Annotated in this window: 20 protein-coding genes, 2 tRNA genes and 1 pseudogene; 2 read left to right on the top strand and 21 right to left on the bottom strand. The window is 68.6% G+C overall.

From position 1 onward, the window contains the following. Positions 1 to 50: 50 nt before the first annotated feature. The 20 genes and pseudogenes from LV780_RS06050 to ku all read right to left on the bottom strand — a co-directional run bounded on the left by LV780_RS06050 (position 51) and on the right by ku (position 15,433). Positions 51 to 126, bottom strand: a tRNA-Ala gene (locus LV780_RS06050). Between the two features lie 360 nt (positions 127 to 486). Then, positions 487 to 1,434: a 2-hydroxyacid dehydrogenase gene (locus tag LV780_RS06045; RefSeq protein WP_101340310.1), complete on the bottom strand. Its 948-nt coding sequence runs from the start codon at positions 1,432 to 1,434 to the stop codon at positions 487 to 489. Continuing rightward, positions 1,431 to 1,763 carry a tRNA-binding protein gene (locus LV780_RS06040; protein ID WP_117344959.1) on the bottom strand — a complete coding sequence of 111 codons (333 nt, stop codon included), beginning with the start codon at positions 1,761 to 1,763 and terminating at the stop codon, positions 1,431 to 1,433. Before LV780_RS06040 ends, LV780_RS06045 begins: the two co-directional genes overlap by 4 nt. Continuing rightward, positions 1,760 to 2,581, bottom strand: a complete 822-nt coding sequence (gene proC, locus LV780_RS06035) for a pyrroline-5-carboxylate reductase (RefSeq protein WP_108222687.1) — start codon at positions 2,579 to 2,581, stop codon at positions 1,760 to 1,762. The genes LV780_RS06040 and proC overlap by 4 nt, the downstream gene beginning before the upstream one ends. 27 nt (positions 2,582 to 2,608) lie before the next feature. Further along, positions 2,609 to 3,112, bottom strand: coding sequence for a type III secretion system chaperone family protein (locus LV780_RS06030; protein ID WP_011908360.1), 504 nt, complete (start codon positions 3,110 to 3,112; stop codon positions 2,609 to 2,611). Positions 3,113 to 3,608: 496 nt separating this feature from the next. Next, a complete protein-coding gene (locus tag LV780_RS06025) occupies positions 3,609 to 3,926 on the bottom strand; it encodes a hypothetical protein (protein ID WP_117344958.1) in 318 nt (105 codons plus the stop codon). Further along, the gene (locus LV780_RS06020) at positions 3,923 to 5,353 is read right to left on the bottom strand and encodes a hypothetical protein (RefSeq protein WP_117344957.1); all 1,431 of its coding nucleotides are present in this window, start codon (positions 5,351 to 5,353) and stop codon (positions 3,923 to 3,925) included. The genes LV780_RS06025 and LV780_RS06020 overlap by 4 nt, the downstream gene beginning before the upstream one ends. 12 nt (positions 5,354 to 5,365) lie before the next feature. Next, a complete protein-coding gene (locus tag LV780_RS06015; protein ID WP_011908308.1) occupies positions 5,366 to 5,755 on the bottom strand; it encodes a hypothetical protein in 390 nt (129 codons plus the stop codon). An 11-nt stretch (positions 5,756 to 5,766) separates the two neighbouring features. Further along, on the bottom strand, positions 5,767 to 6,147 hold the full coding sequence (locus LV780_RS06010) for a hypothetical protein (RefSeq protein ID WP_117344956.1): 381 nt from the start codon (positions 6,145 to 6,147) through the stop codon (positions 5,767 to 5,769). Beyond that, positions 6,144 to 6,797 (bottom strand): hypothetical protein, encoded by a 654-nt coding sequence (locus LV780_RS06005; protein WP_117344955.1) that lies wholly within the window; start codon positions 6,795 to 6,797, stop codon positions 6,144 to 6,146. Before LV780_RS06005 ends, LV780_RS06010 begins: the two co-directional genes overlap by 4 nt. After that, complete coding sequence (locus tag LV780_RS06000; RefSeq protein WP_233863922.1) at positions 6,794 to 8,857, bottom strand: hypothetical protein; 2,064 nt, start codon at positions 8,855 to 8,857, stop codon at positions 6,794 to 6,796. The genes LV780_RS06005 and LV780_RS06000 overlap by 4 nt, the downstream gene beginning before the upstream one ends. A gap of 755 nt (positions 8,858 to 9,612) precedes the next feature. Then, a tRNA-Ser gene (locus LV780_RS05995) sits at positions 9,613 to 9,703 on the bottom strand. A 566-nt stretch (positions 9,704 to 10,269) separates the two neighbouring features. Further along, a complete protein-coding gene (locus tag LV780_RS05990; RefSeq protein WP_108222813.1) occupies positions 10,270 to 11,301 on the bottom strand; it encodes an IS110 family RNA-guided transposase in 1,032 nt (343 codons plus the stop codon). An 86-nt stretch (positions 11,302 to 11,387) separates the two neighbouring features. Beyond that, on the bottom strand, positions 11,388 to 11,567 hold the full coding sequence (gene tnpB, locus LV780_RS05985) for a transposase (RefSeq protein ID WP_233863920.1): 180 nt from the start codon (positions 11,565 to 11,567) through the stop codon (positions 11,388 to 11,390). A 179-nt stretch (positions 11,568 to 11,746) separates the two neighbouring features. Continuing rightward, positions 11,747 to 11,926 (bottom strand): hypothetical protein, encoded by a 180-nt coding sequence (locus LV780_RS05980; protein ID WP_152334765.1) that lies wholly within the window; start codon positions 11,924 to 11,926, stop codon positions 11,747 to 11,749. 512 nt (positions 11,927 to 12,438) lie between these two features. Beyond that, complete coding sequence (locus tag LV780_RS05975; protein WP_233863918.1) at positions 12,439 to 12,924, bottom strand: hypothetical protein; 486 nt, start codon at positions 12,922 to 12,924, stop codon at positions 12,439 to 12,441. Positions 12,925 to 12,946: 22 nt separating this feature from the next. Further along, a pseudogene (locus LV780_RS22075) lies at positions 12,947 to 13,222 on the bottom strand (DUF6950 family protein); the annotation flags it as partial. 38 nt (positions 13,223 to 13,260) lie between these two features. Continuing rightward, positions 13,261 to 13,917 (bottom strand): hypothetical protein, encoded by a 657-nt coding sequence (locus LV780_RS05970; protein WP_117344953.1) that lies wholly within the window; start codon positions 13,915 to 13,917, stop codon positions 13,261 to 13,263. A 4-nt stretch (positions 13,918 to 13,921) separates the two neighbouring features. After that, a complete protein-coding gene (locus LV780_RS05965; protein WP_181969637.1) occupies positions 13,922 to 14,356 on the bottom strand; it encodes a hypothetical protein in 435 nt (144 codons plus the stop codon). Positions 14,357 to 14,629: 273 nt separating this feature from the next. Next, positions 14,630 to 15,433, bottom strand: coding sequence for a non-homologous end joining protein Ku (ku, locus tag LV780_RS05960; RefSeq protein WP_117344952.1), 804 nt, complete (start codon positions 15,431 to 15,433; stop codon positions 14,630 to 14,632). Positions 15,434 to 15,583: 150 nt separating this feature from the next. Between ku and trhA the strand changes: the two genes are divergently transcribed. Further along, positions 15,584 to 16,243, top strand: coding sequence for a PAQR family membrane homeostasis protein TrhA (gene trhA / locus LV780_RS05955; protein ID WP_011908300.1), 660 nt, complete (start codon positions 15,584 to 15,586; stop codon positions 16,241 to 16,243). Positions 16,244 to 16,253: 10 nt separating this feature from the next. Continuing rightward, complete coding sequence (locus tag LV780_RS05950) at positions 16,254 to 16,685, top strand: DUF1810 domain-containing protein (RefSeq protein ID WP_101340824.1); 432 nt, start codon at positions 16,254 to 16,256, stop codon at positions 16,683 to 16,685. A gap of 7 nt (positions 16,686 to 16,692) precedes the next feature. Here LV780_RS05950 and rpoN read toward each other — a convergent pair whose 3' ends face one another. Continuing rightward, the gene (gene rpoN, locus LV780_RS05945; protein ID WP_101340825.1) at positions 16,693 to 17,997 is read right to left on the bottom strand and encodes an RNA polymerase factor sigma-54; all 1,305 of its coding nucleotides are present in this window, start codon (positions 17,995 to 17,997) and stop codon (positions 16,693 to 16,695) included. Positions 17,998 to 18,000 lie beyond the last annotated feature (3 nt).

Below are 18,000 nucleotides of genomic sequence, written 5' to 3'. Positions count from 1 at the left end.
GCGGCACCCTGAGGGCTTTGACCTGGAAAGGCAAGATTTTCGGTTTGATCTGGTGGAGCCGAGGGGGATCGAACCCCTGACCTCGTCATTGCGAACGACGCGCTCTCCCAACTGAGCTACGACCCCAACGAGGCGCTATCTCGCTCATGCCGAGGGGGAAGTCAAGGCCGGTTCAGCGGATTTTTTTGCGCACCGCCCGTCGCCTCGCGCATCGACAAGGGCGCGGTGAACCGGGCCAGATCCTCGGCACAGGAACGGGCAACGAAAGCGGGCTCCGGCCGCTGGAATGGCCGCGCCCCCCCCGCCGGGACGGCAGGGCCGGGCGTCCGCGGGACGTGCGAGAGCCGGACCAAGGTGAACCGCGATCATCGCGGGAGGATCCGGGCCCGCACCGGGCGGAGGTGCCTCCCGAGGGGGCATCGAACCCCCTCGGGAGGCTTTGGCGCCCTGTCAGGCGTCACGGCGAGGCTGCCGTGCGGGGCCGCGTCAGACCGGGTTGGGCAAGGGCCGGCCTTCGGAGAACGCCAGCAGGTTCTCGACCGCCATCAGGCCCATCGACTCGCGAACTTCGAGCGCCGCGGTGCCAAGATGCGGCAGGAGCGTCACGTTCTCCAGGACGAGAAGCGCCTCGGGCACCTTCGGCTCGAACTCGTAGACGTCGAGCCCGGCGCCCGCGATCCGCCCCTCGGACAGGGCCGAGATCAAAGCGGCCTCATCCACGATGTCGCCCCGCGCGATGTTCACCAGAATCGCGCCCGGCCGCATGCGCGCCAGCGCGCGCGCGTTGATCAGATGATGGGTTTCGGGCGTCGCCGGCACCGCCACCACCACCACATCGGCCCCAAGGGCCTCTTCGAAGGGCACCTGCCGGGCGGGCACGCCGGGATCGGCCACGGCCGAGCGGTTGAAGAACGTGACCTCCATGCCGAAGCCATGGTGGCAACGCCGCGCGATCGCCCGGCCGATCCGGCCCATCCCGATGATGCCGAGCCGCTTGCCCGTCACATGAAGCCCCAGCATCTGCGTCGGATGCCAGCCCTCCCAGGTGCCCCGTCGCACCAGGCGCTCCCCCTCGCCCGCCCGGCGCGCGGTCATCAGGATGAGCGTCAGGGCAATGTCGGCCGTCGCATCGGTGACCGCGCCGGGCGTGTTCGTCACCTCGAGCCCCGCCGCCCGCGCGGCCGCCACGTCGAGATGGTTCGTGCCGACGCCGAAATTGGCCAGGATCCGCGCCCGTGGCCGCGGCACGTCGGCAAAGACCTCGGCGCGGAAGAGATCGCCCAGCGTCGGCAGAACCGCATCATGCTCGACCAGTGCGCGCCGCAGTTCCTCGGGCGAAAGCGGGCGCGTGCTCTCGCGCAGCGTGACGTCAAAGCGGGCCCGCGCGGCCGCCAGGACCTTCTCGGGCAAGGGGCGGGTGATCAGCAGCTTCAATAGAGCCTCCCGCCCAAGGGCACCGTCTGGTCCGGCCCGATCAGCACCACCTCGCCCTCGGCGTCGGGCACGCCCAGCACCAGCACCTCCGAGAGGACATTGCCGATCTGGCGCGGCGGGAAGTTCACCACCGCGAGCACCTGACGGCCCACCAGCGCCTCGGGCGCGTAGTGCCGCGTGATCTGTGCGGAGGAGCGTTTCTCGCCAATCTCCCCGCCGAAGTCGACCCAGAGCTTCAGCGCAGGCTTGCGCGCCTCGGGGAAGGGTTCGGCGCGGGTGATGCGGCCGACGCGGATCTCGACCTTGGCGAAGTCGTCGTAGGAGATCATCGGCCAAGCTCCCGCCCGCGGTCGGCCGCCGCCTTGACCGCCCGGCGAAGCACCGCGGGGAAGCCGGTCCCGGGATCCATCAGGACGGCAAGGGCCGCCGCCGTGGTTCCGCCCGGCGAGGTCACGTTGATGCGCAGCTGGCTCGCGCTCTCGGACGAGCGATGGGCAAGCTCGCCCGCTCCCGTCACGGTGGCCCGTGCGAGCGTCATCGCCAGCTCGGGGCTGAGGCCCTCGGCCTCGCCCGCGGCGGCCAGCGCCTCAATCAGGTGGAAGACATAGGCCGGGCCCGACCCCGAGACCGCCGTCACCGCATCCATCTGCGCCTCGCCCTCGAGCCGGACCACCTGCCCCACCGCCGACAGCAGATCCTCGGCCAGCGCCATCTGCTCTTCGCTCGCCGCCCCGTTGCCGATGATCGCGGTGATCCCCCGCCCCACGGCCGCGGGCGTGTTGGGCATGGCCCGGATGACCGGCGTGCCGGCCCCGAGAGTCCGCTCGTAAAAGGCGATGGGCGTGCCCGCCGCCACGGTCAGGAACAATGTCCGCCCGTTCCCCAGCGCCGCCAGCCCCGGCAGCGCCTCGGCCATCATCTGCGGCTTCACCGCGACCAGCACGACCGCAGGTTCCGCCGGCAGGTCCTCGTTCAGATGGAGCCCCCTCACGGCCAGTGTCCTGAGCCAGTCGGACGGTTGCGGGTCCGTCACCCAGACCGCCGAGAGCGCGAGCCCCCGGCCGAGCCATCCCTCGAGCATCGCCGATCCCATCTTGCCGCAGCCGAGCAGCACCAGGCCCCGGCGGCCAAGATCCGATAGATCCATCTTTTCCCCCGTCATTGCGGGGAAAGACTAGGCGCGGCCGTAGGCCTCTGCAATGGCGACATTGATCGCCTCGCAGGGCGGATGCTCGGCCCAGGAGACCATCTGGAAGGCCGGGTAGAAGCGCTCGCTGGCCGAGACCGCCGAGGCGATCAGCCGATCGATCTGTTCCGCCGTTGCCGTCTGCCCGCCCGAGAGCAGCAGCCCGTAGCGCCAGACCATCAGCTTCTGCTCGCTCCAGTAGGTGAAGGCGCCGGTCCAGACCAGATCGTTGCAGCGGTTGAGCAGGTCGTGCAGCTCGGCCATCCGATGCCGGGGCGGCTCCATCTCGAAGGTGCAGATCAGCCGGAGCGTTTCATCCTGCGGGGACCATGCGAGGGTGAGCGAATAGGTGCGCCACTGCCCCTCGACCGCCATGGCGATCTGGTCCTCGGTCACCCGGTCGAACTCCCACTCGTGGCGCTCGGCGAGCGTCTCGACGATATCGATCGGGTGGATCTCATCGGAGTAGAGACAGGTTTCGGCAAGCGACATGTGCCCGGGCCTCGTTATTGAGCCGCCTGAAGGAAACCAACCCACAAGAAGCGGGACGATCGGCAAGGGACGGCGTTACCTGCCACCAATCTTACTAGATATGGTGTTCCCAAAGCGAGAGGCTGTAAAGGGCCTTGTGGAAACTCTTCTGTGGAAAAGTGAACTGCTGTAGCGGGTGTAGCGGGACAGCAGATCTTGCAGGACGGGACAGCAGAAGTTGCAGCAGAAGGGTTTTCGTCCGGCGCATCTTCGCAGCCCGCAGCGGCCGCCCTTCCCTATCCGCTCCTGAAGCTGGTTGGAACACCCCTCGCTCGGCGGCCTTAAAGGGGTGTTTAAACCCTCGTTGCATGCCGGGCGCGATCTGCCGCAGTGCGATGGGCCACTCCGACCGCTATCCCAAGCCCGTCTGCCGCGGGCCTCATAACTTCGCGACAGCATCCGCGGGACCACTCGCTTCGGTCCCGCGGACCCCACCTGCCCTCCCAGGTTCACAGCGCTAGAGAAGCGGTGCGGTCAGGATCGTGCCGCGGGCGAGGACGGCCGCGCCTGCGGCCTCGGCCACGCGGATGGCAAAGGGCCAGCGGCCGGCGCCGGCGGGCAGGCTCGAGACCGGGAACAGGAAGACACCCTGCCCATCGCCCCGCGCCACGCCGGGAATCGCCTGCATCGCCCCGGCGGCCCCGACCAGCAGCTCGACCTGGGCCGCATCGCCGACGGCAACCTCACCCCCATCCGTCAGCATCGCCAGCCGCACCAGCAGGGGAACCGTGTCGCCGTCGGTCCGGTGGATCGTGTGCCCCGAGGCTGACTTCATCGCTGCATCTCCAGTGTCATGACCAGCGGCCGTGCATCGGCCGTCATCGGAATGGCCCGAGCATCGCCCGTCATGGAAATGGCCCGCGCATCGGCCACGAACGTCGCCAGCCCCCGCGCCGCGATCAGCGCCTCCCAGTCGTAGGTGCCCGACCTCAGCTCAGGCCGGTCGATCCCGGCCGCGCCCGCCGCCAGATCGGCCGCCGCGAGGGCGTGGCGCTGGCCCATGAGCGCCGCCCCCAGAGACACCGGGCCCCCGGCCAAGCCCTCGGCCCGCAGGTCGGCGGAGCCCGCCAACGACGGCTGCCCGAGGCTCGCGCCGGCCGTCCCGAGGCCGAGCGCCGTCACCAGGTGACGCTGGCCGAGCGGCACCGGACCGAGACTGGCCGGGCCAGCCCCAAGCGAAGCCGCCAGCAGCCCTCCGCCGACCGTGACCGCCGGCTGCCCGAGGCCCGCGCCGGTCGTGGCCAGGCCGGCCGCCGCAAGCTCATGCCGCTGGCCGATGACCGCGAGGCCGAGACTGGCCGCACCACCCGCAAGGGGCGTGGCCGCGGCGGCGTGCCTCTGGCCCACCTGGGGCGCCCCGAGAGCCGCAGCCCCCGTCCCGAGATCCTCGGCCGTCAGGCTGGCGCGGCCGCTCAGGACGGGCTGCCCCAGAGCCGCCGCACCGGCCTGGAGGCTCGTGCCCACCAGCCCATGCATCTGGGCCAGAGTCACCGGCCCCAGCCCGGCCGCCTGCGTCGAGAGGCCCTCGGCCGTCAGGGTCGTGGCGTCCGGCTCCTCGGTCGCCGCTGCCGGCGCGAAGACCGCGATGTAACCCACGCGCTCATCCGCGATCTGCTCATATGCCACGTCTGTGGACTGAGGCGACCCATCCTCGACAATCCGCGAGCCGATTATCAGCGGCGGGCAGCCCGGATTGATGCCCGTGCGCACGTCGTGGATGATCCCGAAGCCGCCCGAGAACGTCACCCAGTCGGCAATGCTCGACATGCTGTCCACGGTGATCATGGCGAGGGCCAGATGCGGGGTGGGCGGGAAGCTGCCCGTCGGGCCTATCGAGAAACGCTTGGTCTGGACGTTGTCCGCGGTAACCGCCGTCGCCGCGGGCTGCGCCGTGTCCCATGGCCCCTCAAACTCCAGCACCGAGAACTGCCACAGCAGGGACGTGCCCATCCCCATCGTGATCGGGCCGGTCTCGGTGCCGTCCGAGATCCGCCAGAACACCGCGAGGTTGGAGCCCGTCAGCGACCGCGTCGCGAGCAGCGTCGCCCACCCTGACGGCGGCGCGACGAACGAATGCGCCTTGTCGCCACCGCCCGCCGCAAGGAGCAGGCTGCCCGCCGTTGGCACAAACGATGGTGTGACCGATGGCGCGTTGCCGTTGCCGGTGGCGGCCGTCGCGTTGATGAGGTCGCCGAAGGCCATCCGTCGCGCCCGTCAGCCGTCCAGCCCGGCCAGCCAGATGTCGAAGGCCGCAATCCGGAAGGTGTTGTCTGCCGTCATGTACTGCGCGGTCGTCAGTGGACCCGCCGCCAGCAGGCGGCTGTTGACGGTGTCCGTGATCGCCCAGAACTCGGCATCGGTGGCGGAGCTGGTGCTGGTGCCGGTCACCGTGCCATCCTCGAAGGCCGCCACGGTGACCTTGCGCCCCGAGGGCGTGCGCGCGGCCGGTGCGCCGACGCTGAGGCCCGCCTTGTGACCGAGGCTGTAGGTGCCCGTGGCCTGCGCGTAGGTCGCAGGCTCGGTGTGGCAGATGTCGAGCCGGTTGGCCTCGGTGGTCAGGACAGTGAGGCCGAGGTCGAGGATGCGGTCGTTGAGATAGCCCATGTGAGCCCCTTTCAGTTGCGGGAAGAACAAGCGAGGCGGCGCCAGACGCCCGCCCCGAGGACCGGCGCCCATGCCGCGAAGCCGGCAACGGCGCCCCAGAATCCGAAGGCCAGGGCGCCCGCGATGATCGCCGCCCCCAGGGCGACATGGACGGCATCCACGAGGCTGTCGGCGACATCCTGCCCCTTCTGGATCAGCCGCTCCCAGCCAAGGAAATAGATGAGTGCCACGGCCAGCGGCGTCAGGGCGAGCGACAGGCCCAGACCGTGCAGCGCCAGCGCCGCGGGCATCCCGACGAGGACGCCATGCCCGGCGGCGGTGGTGAGGCCCCCGTACCAGTCCCGCGGCTGGCTGTCGGCCTCAAGCAGGGTGTCGAGGATGCGGTCGATCATGCGGGTTGCTCCGGTGTGGGGTTGGAGATTGCGGCGATCTGCGCGCAGGCCGCGGCCACGATCGCGTGGATGGTCTCGGCATCCTCGGCCACCTCGATCTGGGCAATGGCGCCCAGCCGGGCGGTTTCGAGGGGTGCTGCCAGCGAGATCCAGACGGCCGAGAGACCGAGATAGACCTGCGCCACATGCCAGGCCTCCGGGGCGGTGATGCCCACCTCGGCCATGATCAGCGGGTAGTAGGCGGGAGCGGGATCGGGGTCGGCCAGATAGGCGCGGGCCTCGGCCTCCTTGCGCAGGTAGAGCATCTCCTGCCCGGCGATCATCGTGACGTATCGTCGGCGCACGGCGTCGGCGGCGCTGTTCACGCACCCGATGCCCGCGCGACGCGCCTCCTGCAGCTCGGCCGCCAGATCGTCCGGCGTCCGCGGGTCCGCCCACTCTTCGGCGGCATGGTCAAACACCGACCACGGACCGGGTTTTGTCGGGTAGGGAAGAGCTACGCCGTCGCGAACGTAGAAGGCATCGGCCGGGTAAGCCCCCTCGATCAGGTCCTCGCCATCCACGACGTTGAGCAGGGCAATGTCCTCTGAGGTGCTCTCGATCAGACGCAGTATCCGGCCTTCCTGGTTGTGCACCGAGTAGGTCTTCATTTCATGACCGCCATGAGGGTGATTGTTGCGTTGGCAACCGATGTCCACGAGGAGCCGCTGATGCCTGCAAAGGCCAAGGTGAGTGATTGGGTACCGGAGACGCCGGGGATCACGCCCATGATGGCACCGGAGTTGTAGCTATCCCCGGTGTGGGAATCCAAGACGGTCCGGTGCGCCCACCCGTTGTATTGAGAGGTCTGGGCGTTACGGAATATGGCCGCTACCACGTCCCCGGCCGTAGCCGAGATCCAGAAGTAGAGGTCATAGGTGTAGGGTGCCGATATGGTTGCCGTGAGATAATCCGCGTATCCGCTGCGGGTCTCGTCCACAGGGCCGGGCCTCCCGGATGGGATGGCGTTGGGGGGATATTGCCGGTTCCATTTCCCAAGTCCTGTGCCTGGCGCCACTACCTCGCTGGATGCGACCGAGACCATCCTGCTGATGGCGTTGGGGGCAAGGATAGGGGTGTTGACGGACAGGTGTGGGATCTTCAGACCCCCGGCCTTGGTGAGCTGCCATCCGGTGCCTGTGGCAGCGTTGAAGTCGTCCGACCGCAGCTCCCCACCGAAGACGGCAAGGCCAGCGGCGCTGAAGCTGTCGGTGTTGACAAGCTCTGTCGTCAGGCTGTTCGGCGTGACCAGGGTCTGCCCCGACCTCTGCTTCACCACCTCCATGTTGGTGAGGAACCCGAAGCCGGATCCTCCCCCGATCCGTACCGCGCGCAGGACGCATTTGGCGGCTCCGGCCGGGGCGGTGGCGGCGGGGGTGGTGACGCTCTGCCAGGCGACCGTCGTGACGGTCGTATATCGTCCGGTGTTGGCAACGACCGCCCCATCCGCGTCGAACCAGACATACTGGATGCCGATCTGCGCGTTGGACCCGCTGTTCCCGGCGCAGGAGTAGCTCGCCACGAACCGCTCCCCGGCCGAACAGTCGAAGCGACCGATCTCGACCACCTGGGGAGCCGCGTCGGTGGCCAGCCTCAGTATGTAGCCCGTGGGCGCGGTCTGCAGGACCGCCGCCGTGCTGGCCGGGTCCCGAGCCACGACGGCGAAGGACGCCGGGAGCGGGCCCCATCCGCGCGTGTCGCCGTAGGGGATCGCGCCGTTGTTCACGAGGTTGCCGCTGAAGTCGGTGACGACGAGTTGCCGCGCCGCCACCGAACCGTCGAGCAGGATGTCGGTGGCGGCCACCCGGAACACGGAGACGGGCCCGTTCGGGTTGTCGGCCGCGACGAGTTCGAGGAGTGCGCTGGCGCCGCCGGCCTTGGCGCGAAGCACATAGGAGGCGCTGGCATTGCCCTGCAGCGTCGCAAGGGCGGTCCCTTGCGCCGAGATGGACGCCGACTGCGACCCCACCGTGCTCTGCAGGTTCGTCAGCGTGGTCGCCAGCGCGCTCGACGGGCTGATCGTGAGACCGAGGATGCTGTTGATGTTCGACTGGAGAGCCGTGTCGCCACTGTTGATCTGACCCGAAAGGCTGGTCTGCACCGCGGCGATGGCCGCGTTCGTCTGTGCCGATGTGAGGTAGTTGTTCGACAGGTTGGCGGCCACCTCGGCGGCCCCGGTGATGTCCACCACCTCGATCGACTGGATGTCGATGCTCATGGACGCGGAGGTCCGGGACCCCGAGACGTAGGCGAAGGGCAGGATATAGGGGGCAGCACTGGCTCCGTCGCTGGTCCATTCGACCTGGAAGGTTCGGATGCTGTTCGGCGCAGGGAACGTCAGGGCCGCAGCCCTGATGTCAGCGACGGAGGCGAAGTCCTTGTCATATTTGCGAACCAAATAAATCAGAGCGTTCGCACTGTCCCCAACGAAGGCGGAGTTGTGCCGGGCCTTGATCGTGGCTCGGTAGGTCTTGCCTGCCACGTTCGGCAGGTAGTTCATGGGGGCGATATGGAAGTTGCCCGTGATGCTGCCGGGGATCCTGACAACGCGGCCCATGTAAGGGTCGGTGGGGAATGTCGCCTGGCCGCCGAGGGGGGACTTGTTCTCCACAGGCCCGGAGATCGAGTAGGTCCCCGACGGCTTCCACGACGGCCCGCTGCCGGCCAGCAAGACCAGCCTGCTCGACGTCATCGAGGATGTCGGCACGAAGACGATCCACTACATCTACGACTTCGGCGACAACTGGCAGGCCCGCCGCCATTGCGTCAGCAACGCCCGCGAGATCCCGTGGCGGCGCGCGACCACCGAGCCCTTCCTGCTGACGGAATGAAAGGGGGAGCCCCGGCGGGAGACCGGAACGCGGTTCGTTATGTCATGTATGGGGGGTAATTGACGGGGGCCGTTGGCGGGCCTGTCGCGGTGCCGAAAGTCGCAGGCGATCAGCGGGCACCCCGAGGGCAACCTTAGCCTGGCTCAGGGATGGGGCCGATGGTGTGGACTTCGTCGATGAGACCCCATCAAGGAGGCCATGCCGAACATGGAGCCTTCAACAGGCAGGCCGTAGGTTCACCTGACCAATGTCAGGACATTGCTACGGGTCGAGGCTGAACGAGGGACGGGAGGTGGAGAACTTCTCCATGGTCTCCATCAAGAAGGAGAACACCGTGAGCATCAGCTTACAGGCTCTCAGCTAGTAGGGTCCAGCATCATCACGCGGAGCGCGTGAGGGCCGAAGTGGAAGGTGGCCGTCTCGGGCGTAGCCTCGGCGGCGGCTTCGGGCTGCACCGCTTCGGGGGCCGGGAGGGGGTCGCCTGAGTGAAGGCCGGGAGGGTGGCAACGATTGGTCTGAAGCGTTGGTCTGAGGCCATCAGCCTCTTTCCCTTAACCTTCGGAAATCGTAGGAGAAATCGGCCCACAGGAGGGTATGGCGGAGACGAAGGGATTCGAACCCTCGAGACCCTTTAGAGGTCTGCACCCTTAGCAGGGGTGTGCCTTCGACCACTCGGCCACGTCTCCGCCAACTCGTCTAGCAGGTCAAGCCTTGGAGATACAAGCGAAATTTCGCGGACCGCAAATTTGCCAAAGTGGAGGCCTCAACTGCCTGAAATGGCATGGAAAGGCACCGTCCGGAGCAGCTTTTGGGCAAGATTTGGTTATCTGATTTTCTGCGCCAACTGCCGCAAGTTGCGGCCGGAATCGCCCGGACTCGGGTGGATTCGGAGCGAAATGCACAGGCAGTCTCGGTGTTCCCTGCGTGGCCAGATGTCGTCAGTCCATCGGCCCACCGCCAGGAATTTCTGCGACTTCAGCAACGCACCGATCTCTTGCGGATGGTGTCCCACTTCGTTCTCTAATCGCCTTGGTCAGGCGCTGATCTCTCTGCCGTTGATCCTGGGTGCCGGGCTCTGAGGTTCTCTCCGTGGTCACCGCGCGGGAGCCACATGTTGGCGTTCAGGGTCGGGTGGATCGAAGTGGTGTGCGCGGTCGGTACCGCATACCCGGGAGCGATCTCACCCTCGCCGCGCGTCCCGGCTGGACGCATTCCGTTACGCTGGCTGTCAGCGTCGTTCCGTTCGTTTTCCTTATGCCACCGCGGCCTCCCGGAAGGGCGTGTTGGTGCGCCACATGGCGTGCAGCGTCACCGCCAGCTTCCGGGCCAGCGCCACCTTTGCCTTGCGCGGCCCGGTCCTCTCGGCAATCGCCTTGGCCCAATCCCGCAGGCGTGGGCCACCCAGGTTCCGGCAGAAGATTGCGTTCGCGGCTTCAAACAGGCACTTCCTCGTGAAGGCATCTCCCCGTTTGGACACCCGCCCGTTCCGGCTGATCTCTCCGGACTCGTAGCGCCTGGGCGTCAGCCCAAGATAAGCGCCCGCGCTGGAGGATCGGCGGAAGCGGGAGGCATCATCGAAGGCCGCGACAACCGCCATTGCCGTGATCGGTCCCACGCCGGGCGCAGTCATCAGCAGGCGGACCGTCGCATGACGCCTGGCAACCGCCCTGATCCGACTATCGAGCGCGGCGATGCGGGCGAGGATGTCCCGCCTGGCCTGCATGAGCGCCTCGAAGATCGGCACGAGGTCCGGGACAACGGTCAGCTCGTCCCGGATGATCTCCTCGGCGCGGCGCTTGAACCCGCCGACCCGCTTGCCGAACATGATGCCGAAGGTCTTCAGCAGCCCCCGGATCTCGTTCTCCAGCCTGACGCGCATGCCAACCAGCGCCTCCCGCGCGGTCAGCATCGCCCGGTTGACATAGGCATCGTGGCTCTTGATCTGCGCGGCCTCGAACCACCCGGTGCGGACGATCTGCGCGAGCCCGCGGGCATCATGCCGGTCGGTCTTATTCGGCATCATCTTCAGCACGCCATTGGCGTGGCGCGCATCAATGCAGATGATCGGGACCTGCCTTTCCGTAAGGGCGTTCCAGAGCCAGACCGCCAGAGGCCCGGTCTCCATGCCGACCCGCTCGAGACCGCTGGCGCGTTCGGCCAGCCAGCCGGTGATCGCATCCGGGCAGGTCGGAACCTTCGTCTCGGCTACGAGCACCCCGTCCTGCCCCACCACGCAGATCGCTGTCTCTTCCTGGGACACGTCCAACGCCGCAAACACTCCCATCGCATCCTCCTTGCTCAAGCCCCGGCGAAGTGCCGGAGCGACAGACCCATCCTGCAACGGCGACGACCGCGGGTGGGACGTGGCGATTACGCTAAGTGGTGTAGCTGGCGGCGAGCCTCGCGCTCTCGGCCCGCCGCCGGGCTTGCATCGATCACGTCCGCCGGAAGCTCGGCCTTCGGCCAGGGAAAACGCCCGCGCTCGAGCACCTTGTAATAGAGGCAGAACCCCTGGCCATCCCAAGAAAGGTGCTTGATCCTGTCACCCACCTGCTCGGCCCAGCGGCGCAGATCCTGCGCAAGCGACGGCAGCGCCCGGTAGGATTCGGCCAGCGCCGGTCGTGCTCGGCGCGGCGGATGTCGTCCCAGCGCGCGGTGGGCACGAGGTTCCCGAGCCGGAGCCGGAAGGCCGCGACCCGGGAAACGGCCGGCGGAAGATGGCCGCGAGATCAGGCACCGGCATCCTCCGCCGCCGCACGCCCCCCGGCATGGGCGGCCATCATCGCCTGCGCCATCACATTGGCCAGGTCGCCCGCGTCGATCCCGGGAAAGCCCGCGAGCAGCATCTCGCGGAACTCGGCCAGCGAGCCCGCCGCCGCCGCCAGCATCGCCTCCACCCGCTCGATCATCGCGCCCACCGCCGGCGCCGCCTCGGCCGCCAGCCGGTCCGCCAGCAGCGCCGCCGGATCGTCACTCGCTGGGAGGGCCGCTGGAGCCGCTTCCGCCTGCAGGGCTGTCTCGGGTGCGCGCCGGGGGCTCAGGGGCCTGTCTGACGACTTCCTGCCAGACTTGCGCCGCCGCCCGCTTTCACGGCGCGCACCCGCCAACGCATTGATTTCCCGCGCTGATCCGCCTTCTTCCGAGGTCGTCCGGGGACTTCCGGGTTCCTGCAGGTTGTACTGTCCCCTTACAGGGTGTGTAGCGGGACAGCAGATCTTGCAGGACGGGACAGCAGAAGTTGCAGCAGGCGCATTTTCGCCCGGTTGCCTCGCGGACATGGATGAGCCTTGCCAGTTCGCCTCCTTCTGCAGCTCGGCTGCTCGACCCTGCCAAGGGCCTTTAAAGCGCATTTAAAGAGGCAACCCGCACCGCGCTCCGGGTCCGGACCGTCGTCGCAGGACGACGGTCCGATGGATGCCGATCAGGAGTCCGGTTCGAGCGTCCAGTTCGAGACCAGCAGCTCCGGTCTGGGGGTGGCGTTGCCTCCCGCGTGGCCGCTGATCGAATAGGTGGTGTTCACCTGCGCCATCCTGAACCGGCCGAAGATCTCGCGCACCTCGGGCACGTCATTGATCGAGAGGAGGATGGTCTCGGCATCCTCGGCCACCTCGATCTGCGCGATGGCGCCCAGCCGAGCGGTCTCGAGGGGTGCGGCGAGAGAGATCCAGACCCCGGAGAGCCCGAGATAGACCTGCGCCACATGCCAGGCCTCCGGGGCGGTGATGCCCACCTCGGCCATGATCAGCGGGTAGTCGGCGGGATCGGGATCGGGATCGGCCAGATAGGCGCGGGCCTCCGCCTCCTTGCGCAGGTAGAGCATCTCCTGCCCGGCGATCATCGTGACGTATCGTCGGCGCACGGCGTCGGCGGCGCTGTTCACGCACCCGACCCCCGAGCTGCAGGACATAGATCCCCTCCCCCTGCACGATCCCGAGCGCCGGCTGCCCCCCGTCGCCCTCGACCACGGCGATGTCACCGACCTGCGCCATCAGCGGCGGGATCTCGGGGAAGCGGGCGGCATACCAGCCGACGTGATCCTCGAAGCCCACGCGGCGGACCAGCAAAAGCCCCCGTTCAAAGGAGGTGTAACGCCCCCTCCAGCCGGCCGCGGGATCCTCGCCCGTCATCGCCTCCACCGCCCCGCCCACGAAGAGCCCGCAGTCGTGCTGTCCCCATGCGAAGGGTCGGCGGGCGGCCTCGGCCACGAAGCTCACGAGGCGCGGGCGCCAGTCGGGAAGCCGGGTCAATTGGGGTCCCTCCCTCGGGGAATGGAGCCGAAGCCAGGAAAGCTCCTGGCCGCTCCCGCCTTCTTCTCGCCCCAGTAGACCGGCACCGAGCCCGAGACGTCGGCGTAGCGGAACATCCGGTCGCCCGAACGCAGCTGCATGGAAGCGTCGCTGTAGCGCGTCGGCAGCGCCCGGGTCAGCGCCCGCGCGGTGCTCGCCAGCGTCAGGCTCACGGTGCCCTCGCTGCCCGCCGCCGGCGTCGGCAGCTCCACCCCGTCCACCGTGCCCTTGAACACGCGGTGCGGGGGCGAGACCGGCGCCCCGGCCGCATCGAAGAGGCCCCGGTGGATCTCGACCGGCGCGAGGCGGACGTCATAGCCCATGATCGCCTGCAGCACCTCGGGGGCCGCGGGCGACAGGCTCACGCGGTGGGTGCGGACATGCACCCCCACCTGCGTGACGACCGGCTCGATCGCGAGCAGCCCGCCCGCGCCGTAGTAGGTCCGGGCCGCGCCCTCGATTGTCAGCACCGCATGGTCCTCGCCGTTCCAGAGCCCCAGCGTCTCGGTGGTTCCGGTCGCCCGGTTGCGCGCCGCAATCCAGACGAGCAGCCGGGCCCGGATGCCGGCCCGGGTGGCGAGAAGCGTGGCGACGGCCGTGCCGAGATCCCTCATCCGATCACCTCAGGGTCTGCATGAACTGAAAGCCCACGCCCTCGACCAGCCCGCGCCGGGGCGTGCCGGGCTGGTAGCTGCCGGGCACGATCACCGCCTTGCAGGAGGGCTTCACCAGCGTGACGGCCGCATCCGCGACCGCGCCCGGCCGGATCGGGGGCACCACCTCGACGAGCCCGGTGACCCCGGAGGCGCTCGCGGTGACCGGCGCCACCAGCTCGTGGAGCGCGTAGCGCACCGGCGAGGAGCCGTAGCCGAAGCGCAGCAGATCACCGGCCGAGAGCGCATAGTTCGCGGGCAGGCCCTTCAGCGCGATCTCGCGGGCGTTCGCCGCGACCGACGCGATCTTCACGGCCGCCGCGCCGAGGACCAGCCCCTTCGGATCGAGGCGCGGCCCCGGCCGCGAGAGGTCGCGCGCGAGCCGGATCGCCGCGGGCACGACGCACGCGCAGCCGCACACCATCGCACGACGCAAGCGGTACGAACCGGTCGGTTACCAGAAGACCACCAGGATCATGGTCTTCACCCCTGTCAGGGAGGCTTCGACGACGTGGCGCAGGCTGAACGGCGCGAACCCGTTGCCCGGCTTCATCATGGGCGCCAAGTTCACCGAGGGCGTTGCCCGAACGCGACGCAACCGAGAGCCGTACCGCCCCACGGAATCGGGCCGCGAAGATCAGCCATAGCTCATCAGAGCCTCCTGGCGCCCCTGTCAGCCAGTCTTGCGGCGCCTCGGCCGTTCGGAGGCGGCGACGCTGTCGCGCAAGGCCGCCATGAGATCCTCCGGCTGCCCCGCTTTCTTCGGCGCCGCCTTGCGCCTGGGCTTCCGCCCCTCGAGCTTGGCCTTCACCAGATCGGCCAGCGCCGCATCATAGCGGTCATCGTAGGCGGCGGGATCGAACCGGCCCGCCTTGGTCGCGATGATATGTTTCGCCAGTTCCAGCATCTCGCCCTTGACCGACAGGCGGGGCATGTCGGCGAAGGCCTCCTCGGACGACCGCACCTCATAGTCGAAGTTCAGCGTGTTGGCGATCAGGCCCGCGCCGTGCGGGCGCACCAGCACCGTCCGCAAGCGCCGGAACAGCACGGTTCGGGCCAGCGCCGCCGCCTTCTTCGCCTTCAGCCCGTCACGGATGAGCCCGAAGGCCTCTTCGGCGGCCTCTCCGCCCGGGGTGAGATAGTAGGGCTTGTCGAAATAGGCGCCGTCCACCTCGCGGCAGGGCACGAAACAGTCGATGCGCAGGCACTTGTCGCTTTCGGGGACAGCGGCCGTGATCTCTTCGGGATCGAGCTGCACGAACTCGTTCGGTGCCACCTCGTAGCCCTTGACCTGATCCTCGCGCGGGACGGGCTTGCCGCTGGCCGAATCGACGAACTCCCGCCGGACGCGGTTGCCGGTCTGCCGGTTCACCGTATGGAAGCTCACCCGGTCGGACGTCGAGGCCGCGGCATGAAGCGCCACGGCGCAGCTCACCTGCCCCACCGCCAGCCAGCCCTTCCAGATCGCTCTGGGCATTCGAAACCTCCCTTGACCCGGCGCTGGACCGTCCCGTGCCGGACCGGCACCCGAAGGAAGTCTTCAACCTTCACGATGGTTCCGCAGGGGAAGGCGCTCCGTCACGCAGATTCGAGTCGAACGCGCCCCGGCCCGTGCTAGATTTGCGAGATGATCACGCGCTTTGCCCCCCGCTCCGAATACAGCCGCGCCGAGAGACTCTCGGATGCCGCCGTCCATGTCTCAGGCATCGCGGCGGCGCTGTGTGGCGTGCCCGTCCTCATCGCGCTGACGGTCCTGTGGCGCGGCGACGGCATGGCCGTGGCGGGTGCCGCGATCTACGGCGTGACGCTCCTGCTGATGATCTTCTGCTCCGCCATCTACCACATGGTCCCGCACCCGGACTGGACCGCCCTCCTGCGTCGGCTCGACCATTCGGCGATCTATTGCAAGATTGCCGGCACCTATTCGGCCTTTACCCTGATCTCGGGCACGGGCCTGTCGCTCCTCGCCGGGATCTGGGTCGCCGCCCTCTGCGGCACGGCGCTGAAGCTCCACTCGCCCGAGAAGTACCGCTGGGCGGCGCTGGCGCTCTATCTCGGCATGGGCTGGGTGGGCGTGCTGCTGGGCTGGCCGATCTTTGCCGCGCTGACCATGCCGGTTCTGGTCCTCATGGCGGTGGGCGGGATTCTTTATACCGTGGGGGTCTTCTTCTTCCTGTTCGAACGCTTGCCCTTCCACAACACGATCTGGCATCTCTTCGTCCTGACCGCGAGCATCCTCTTCTACGCCGCGGTCTTCACCCATGTCGCCGGAACGGCGGCCGCCTGAGAGGACGAGAATGCAGGACGACCCCCATGAGCTGAAGCGGTTCCTCGCCGCGCAGATGCCCGTGTTCGACACGGTGGTGAAGGAATTGCGCAACGGCCGAAAGGAAAGCCACTGGATGTGGTTCATCTTTCCGCAGTTGAGGGGTCTCGGCCAGTCCGAGACGGCGATCCGCTACGGGATCGGCTCGCTCGACGAGGCGCGGGCCTATCTTGCCCATCCCGTTCTCGGCAAGCGGCTTGAGTTTGCGACCGAGCTGGTTCTCTCGGCCGATCCGGCCTCGGTCCGCGACCTGTTCGGCACGCCGGACGATCTGAAGTTCCATTCGTGCATGAGCCTCTTCGACGCCGCCGACGGCAGCGCCCATTCCGTCTTCCGCTCGGCGCTCGGGCGCTGGTTCGCGGGCCGGCCCGACAGCGGCACGGCACGGCTGCTCGGCCTGTGAGGACCGCTCAGGCGGCCGCCCCGGCGCGCTTGCGGTCGTAGGACGACGGGATCCCCAGCGCCTCGCGGTATTTCGTGACCGTGCGGCGCGCCAGCACGGCGCCCATCAGCTTCGCCTGCTTGACGATCGCATCGTCCGAGAGTGGCCGGCTGCGGTCCTCGCGCGCGACGATCTCGCCCACCAAGGCCATCAGCGCATCCTGCGACTGCGGCGCGGCCGGCCCGTCCGACGCCACCGAGCGGCTGAAGAACGAGCGCAGCGGGACCAGCCCGCGGGGCGTCTCGATCAGGCGGGTGGCGGTGGCACGGCTGATGGTCGAGGGATGCAGCTCGAGTTCAAGGGCCACCTCCTCCATCGACAGGGGCTTCAACGCCCGCGGCCCCTGCTCGAGGAAGGCGGACTGGTGCCGCACGAGGCAGGCCGCCGTGCGCAAGAGCGTGGCCTGCCGCCGCTCAACCGCGCGCATCAACCAGCGCGCCTGCGACTGCGCCCGCGTGAGCCAGGCATCGGTCGCCGCATCCCCGGTGGAACCCGCCTCTGCCACCGTAATGCGCGGCAGCTGCGCGCGGGTCAGCTCGACCTCCCACCCGTCCTCGCCGCGCAGCACGCGCACATCGGGCGGCTGAATGGGGGTCCGATCCTGCGCAAAGGCCTCGCCGGGCTTGGGCTTGAGGCTGCGGATCAGCGCGAGATTCTCCCGCACATGCTCGATCTCGCAGTCGCAGCGGCGGGCGAGGTCGGCCAGCTTGCCCTCGGCGACCAGATGCAGATGGTCGAGCATGGTCCGCAGCTCCCACGTCAGCAGACCCAGATCGGCCAGTTGCAGGGCCAGGCACTCGGCCAGCGAGCGGGCGAAAAGGCCCGCGGGCTCGAAGGCCTGCAGCCGTTCGAGGATCACGCGCGCCTCGTCCTCTTCCACCCCGGCCGCCGCGGCGACCTCGGCCACCGGCGCGCCAAGCCAGCCCGAAGGCTCCAGCGCCTCGGCGAAGGCCAGCGCGATCCGCCGGTCTCCGGGGTCGAAGAAGGCCAGATCGATCTGCGCCTCGACATGGGCCAGAAGGCTCGGCGGCTGGCCTTCGACGGTGGCGAAGGCATCGCGGTCCACCGCCGCCTGGATCCCGCGCGAGGGCAGCGGCGGTGCGACCGAGGCCCCCTCGGGCACGCGCACCTCGAGGCAGGGATTCTCCAGCGCCTGCGCGGCGAGATAGTCGCCGAGATCGGCGTTGCTCATCTGCAGGATGCGGAGCGACTCCTGCATCCGCTGGGTCATGGCCAGCTGGGTCGTCTGACGCTGGAATTGCATCATGTCCATGTG

Origin of the sequence: Cereibacter azotoformans (assembly GCF_021391315.1) — a bacterium.
Classification (GTDB): Bacteria; Pseudomonadota; Alphaproteobacteria; order Rhodobacterales; family Rhodobacteraceae; genus Cereibacter_A; species Cereibacter_A azotoformans.
Note: the sequence above shows the minus strand (reverse complement) of the source record. Positions and strands in the feature narration are given on the sequence as shown.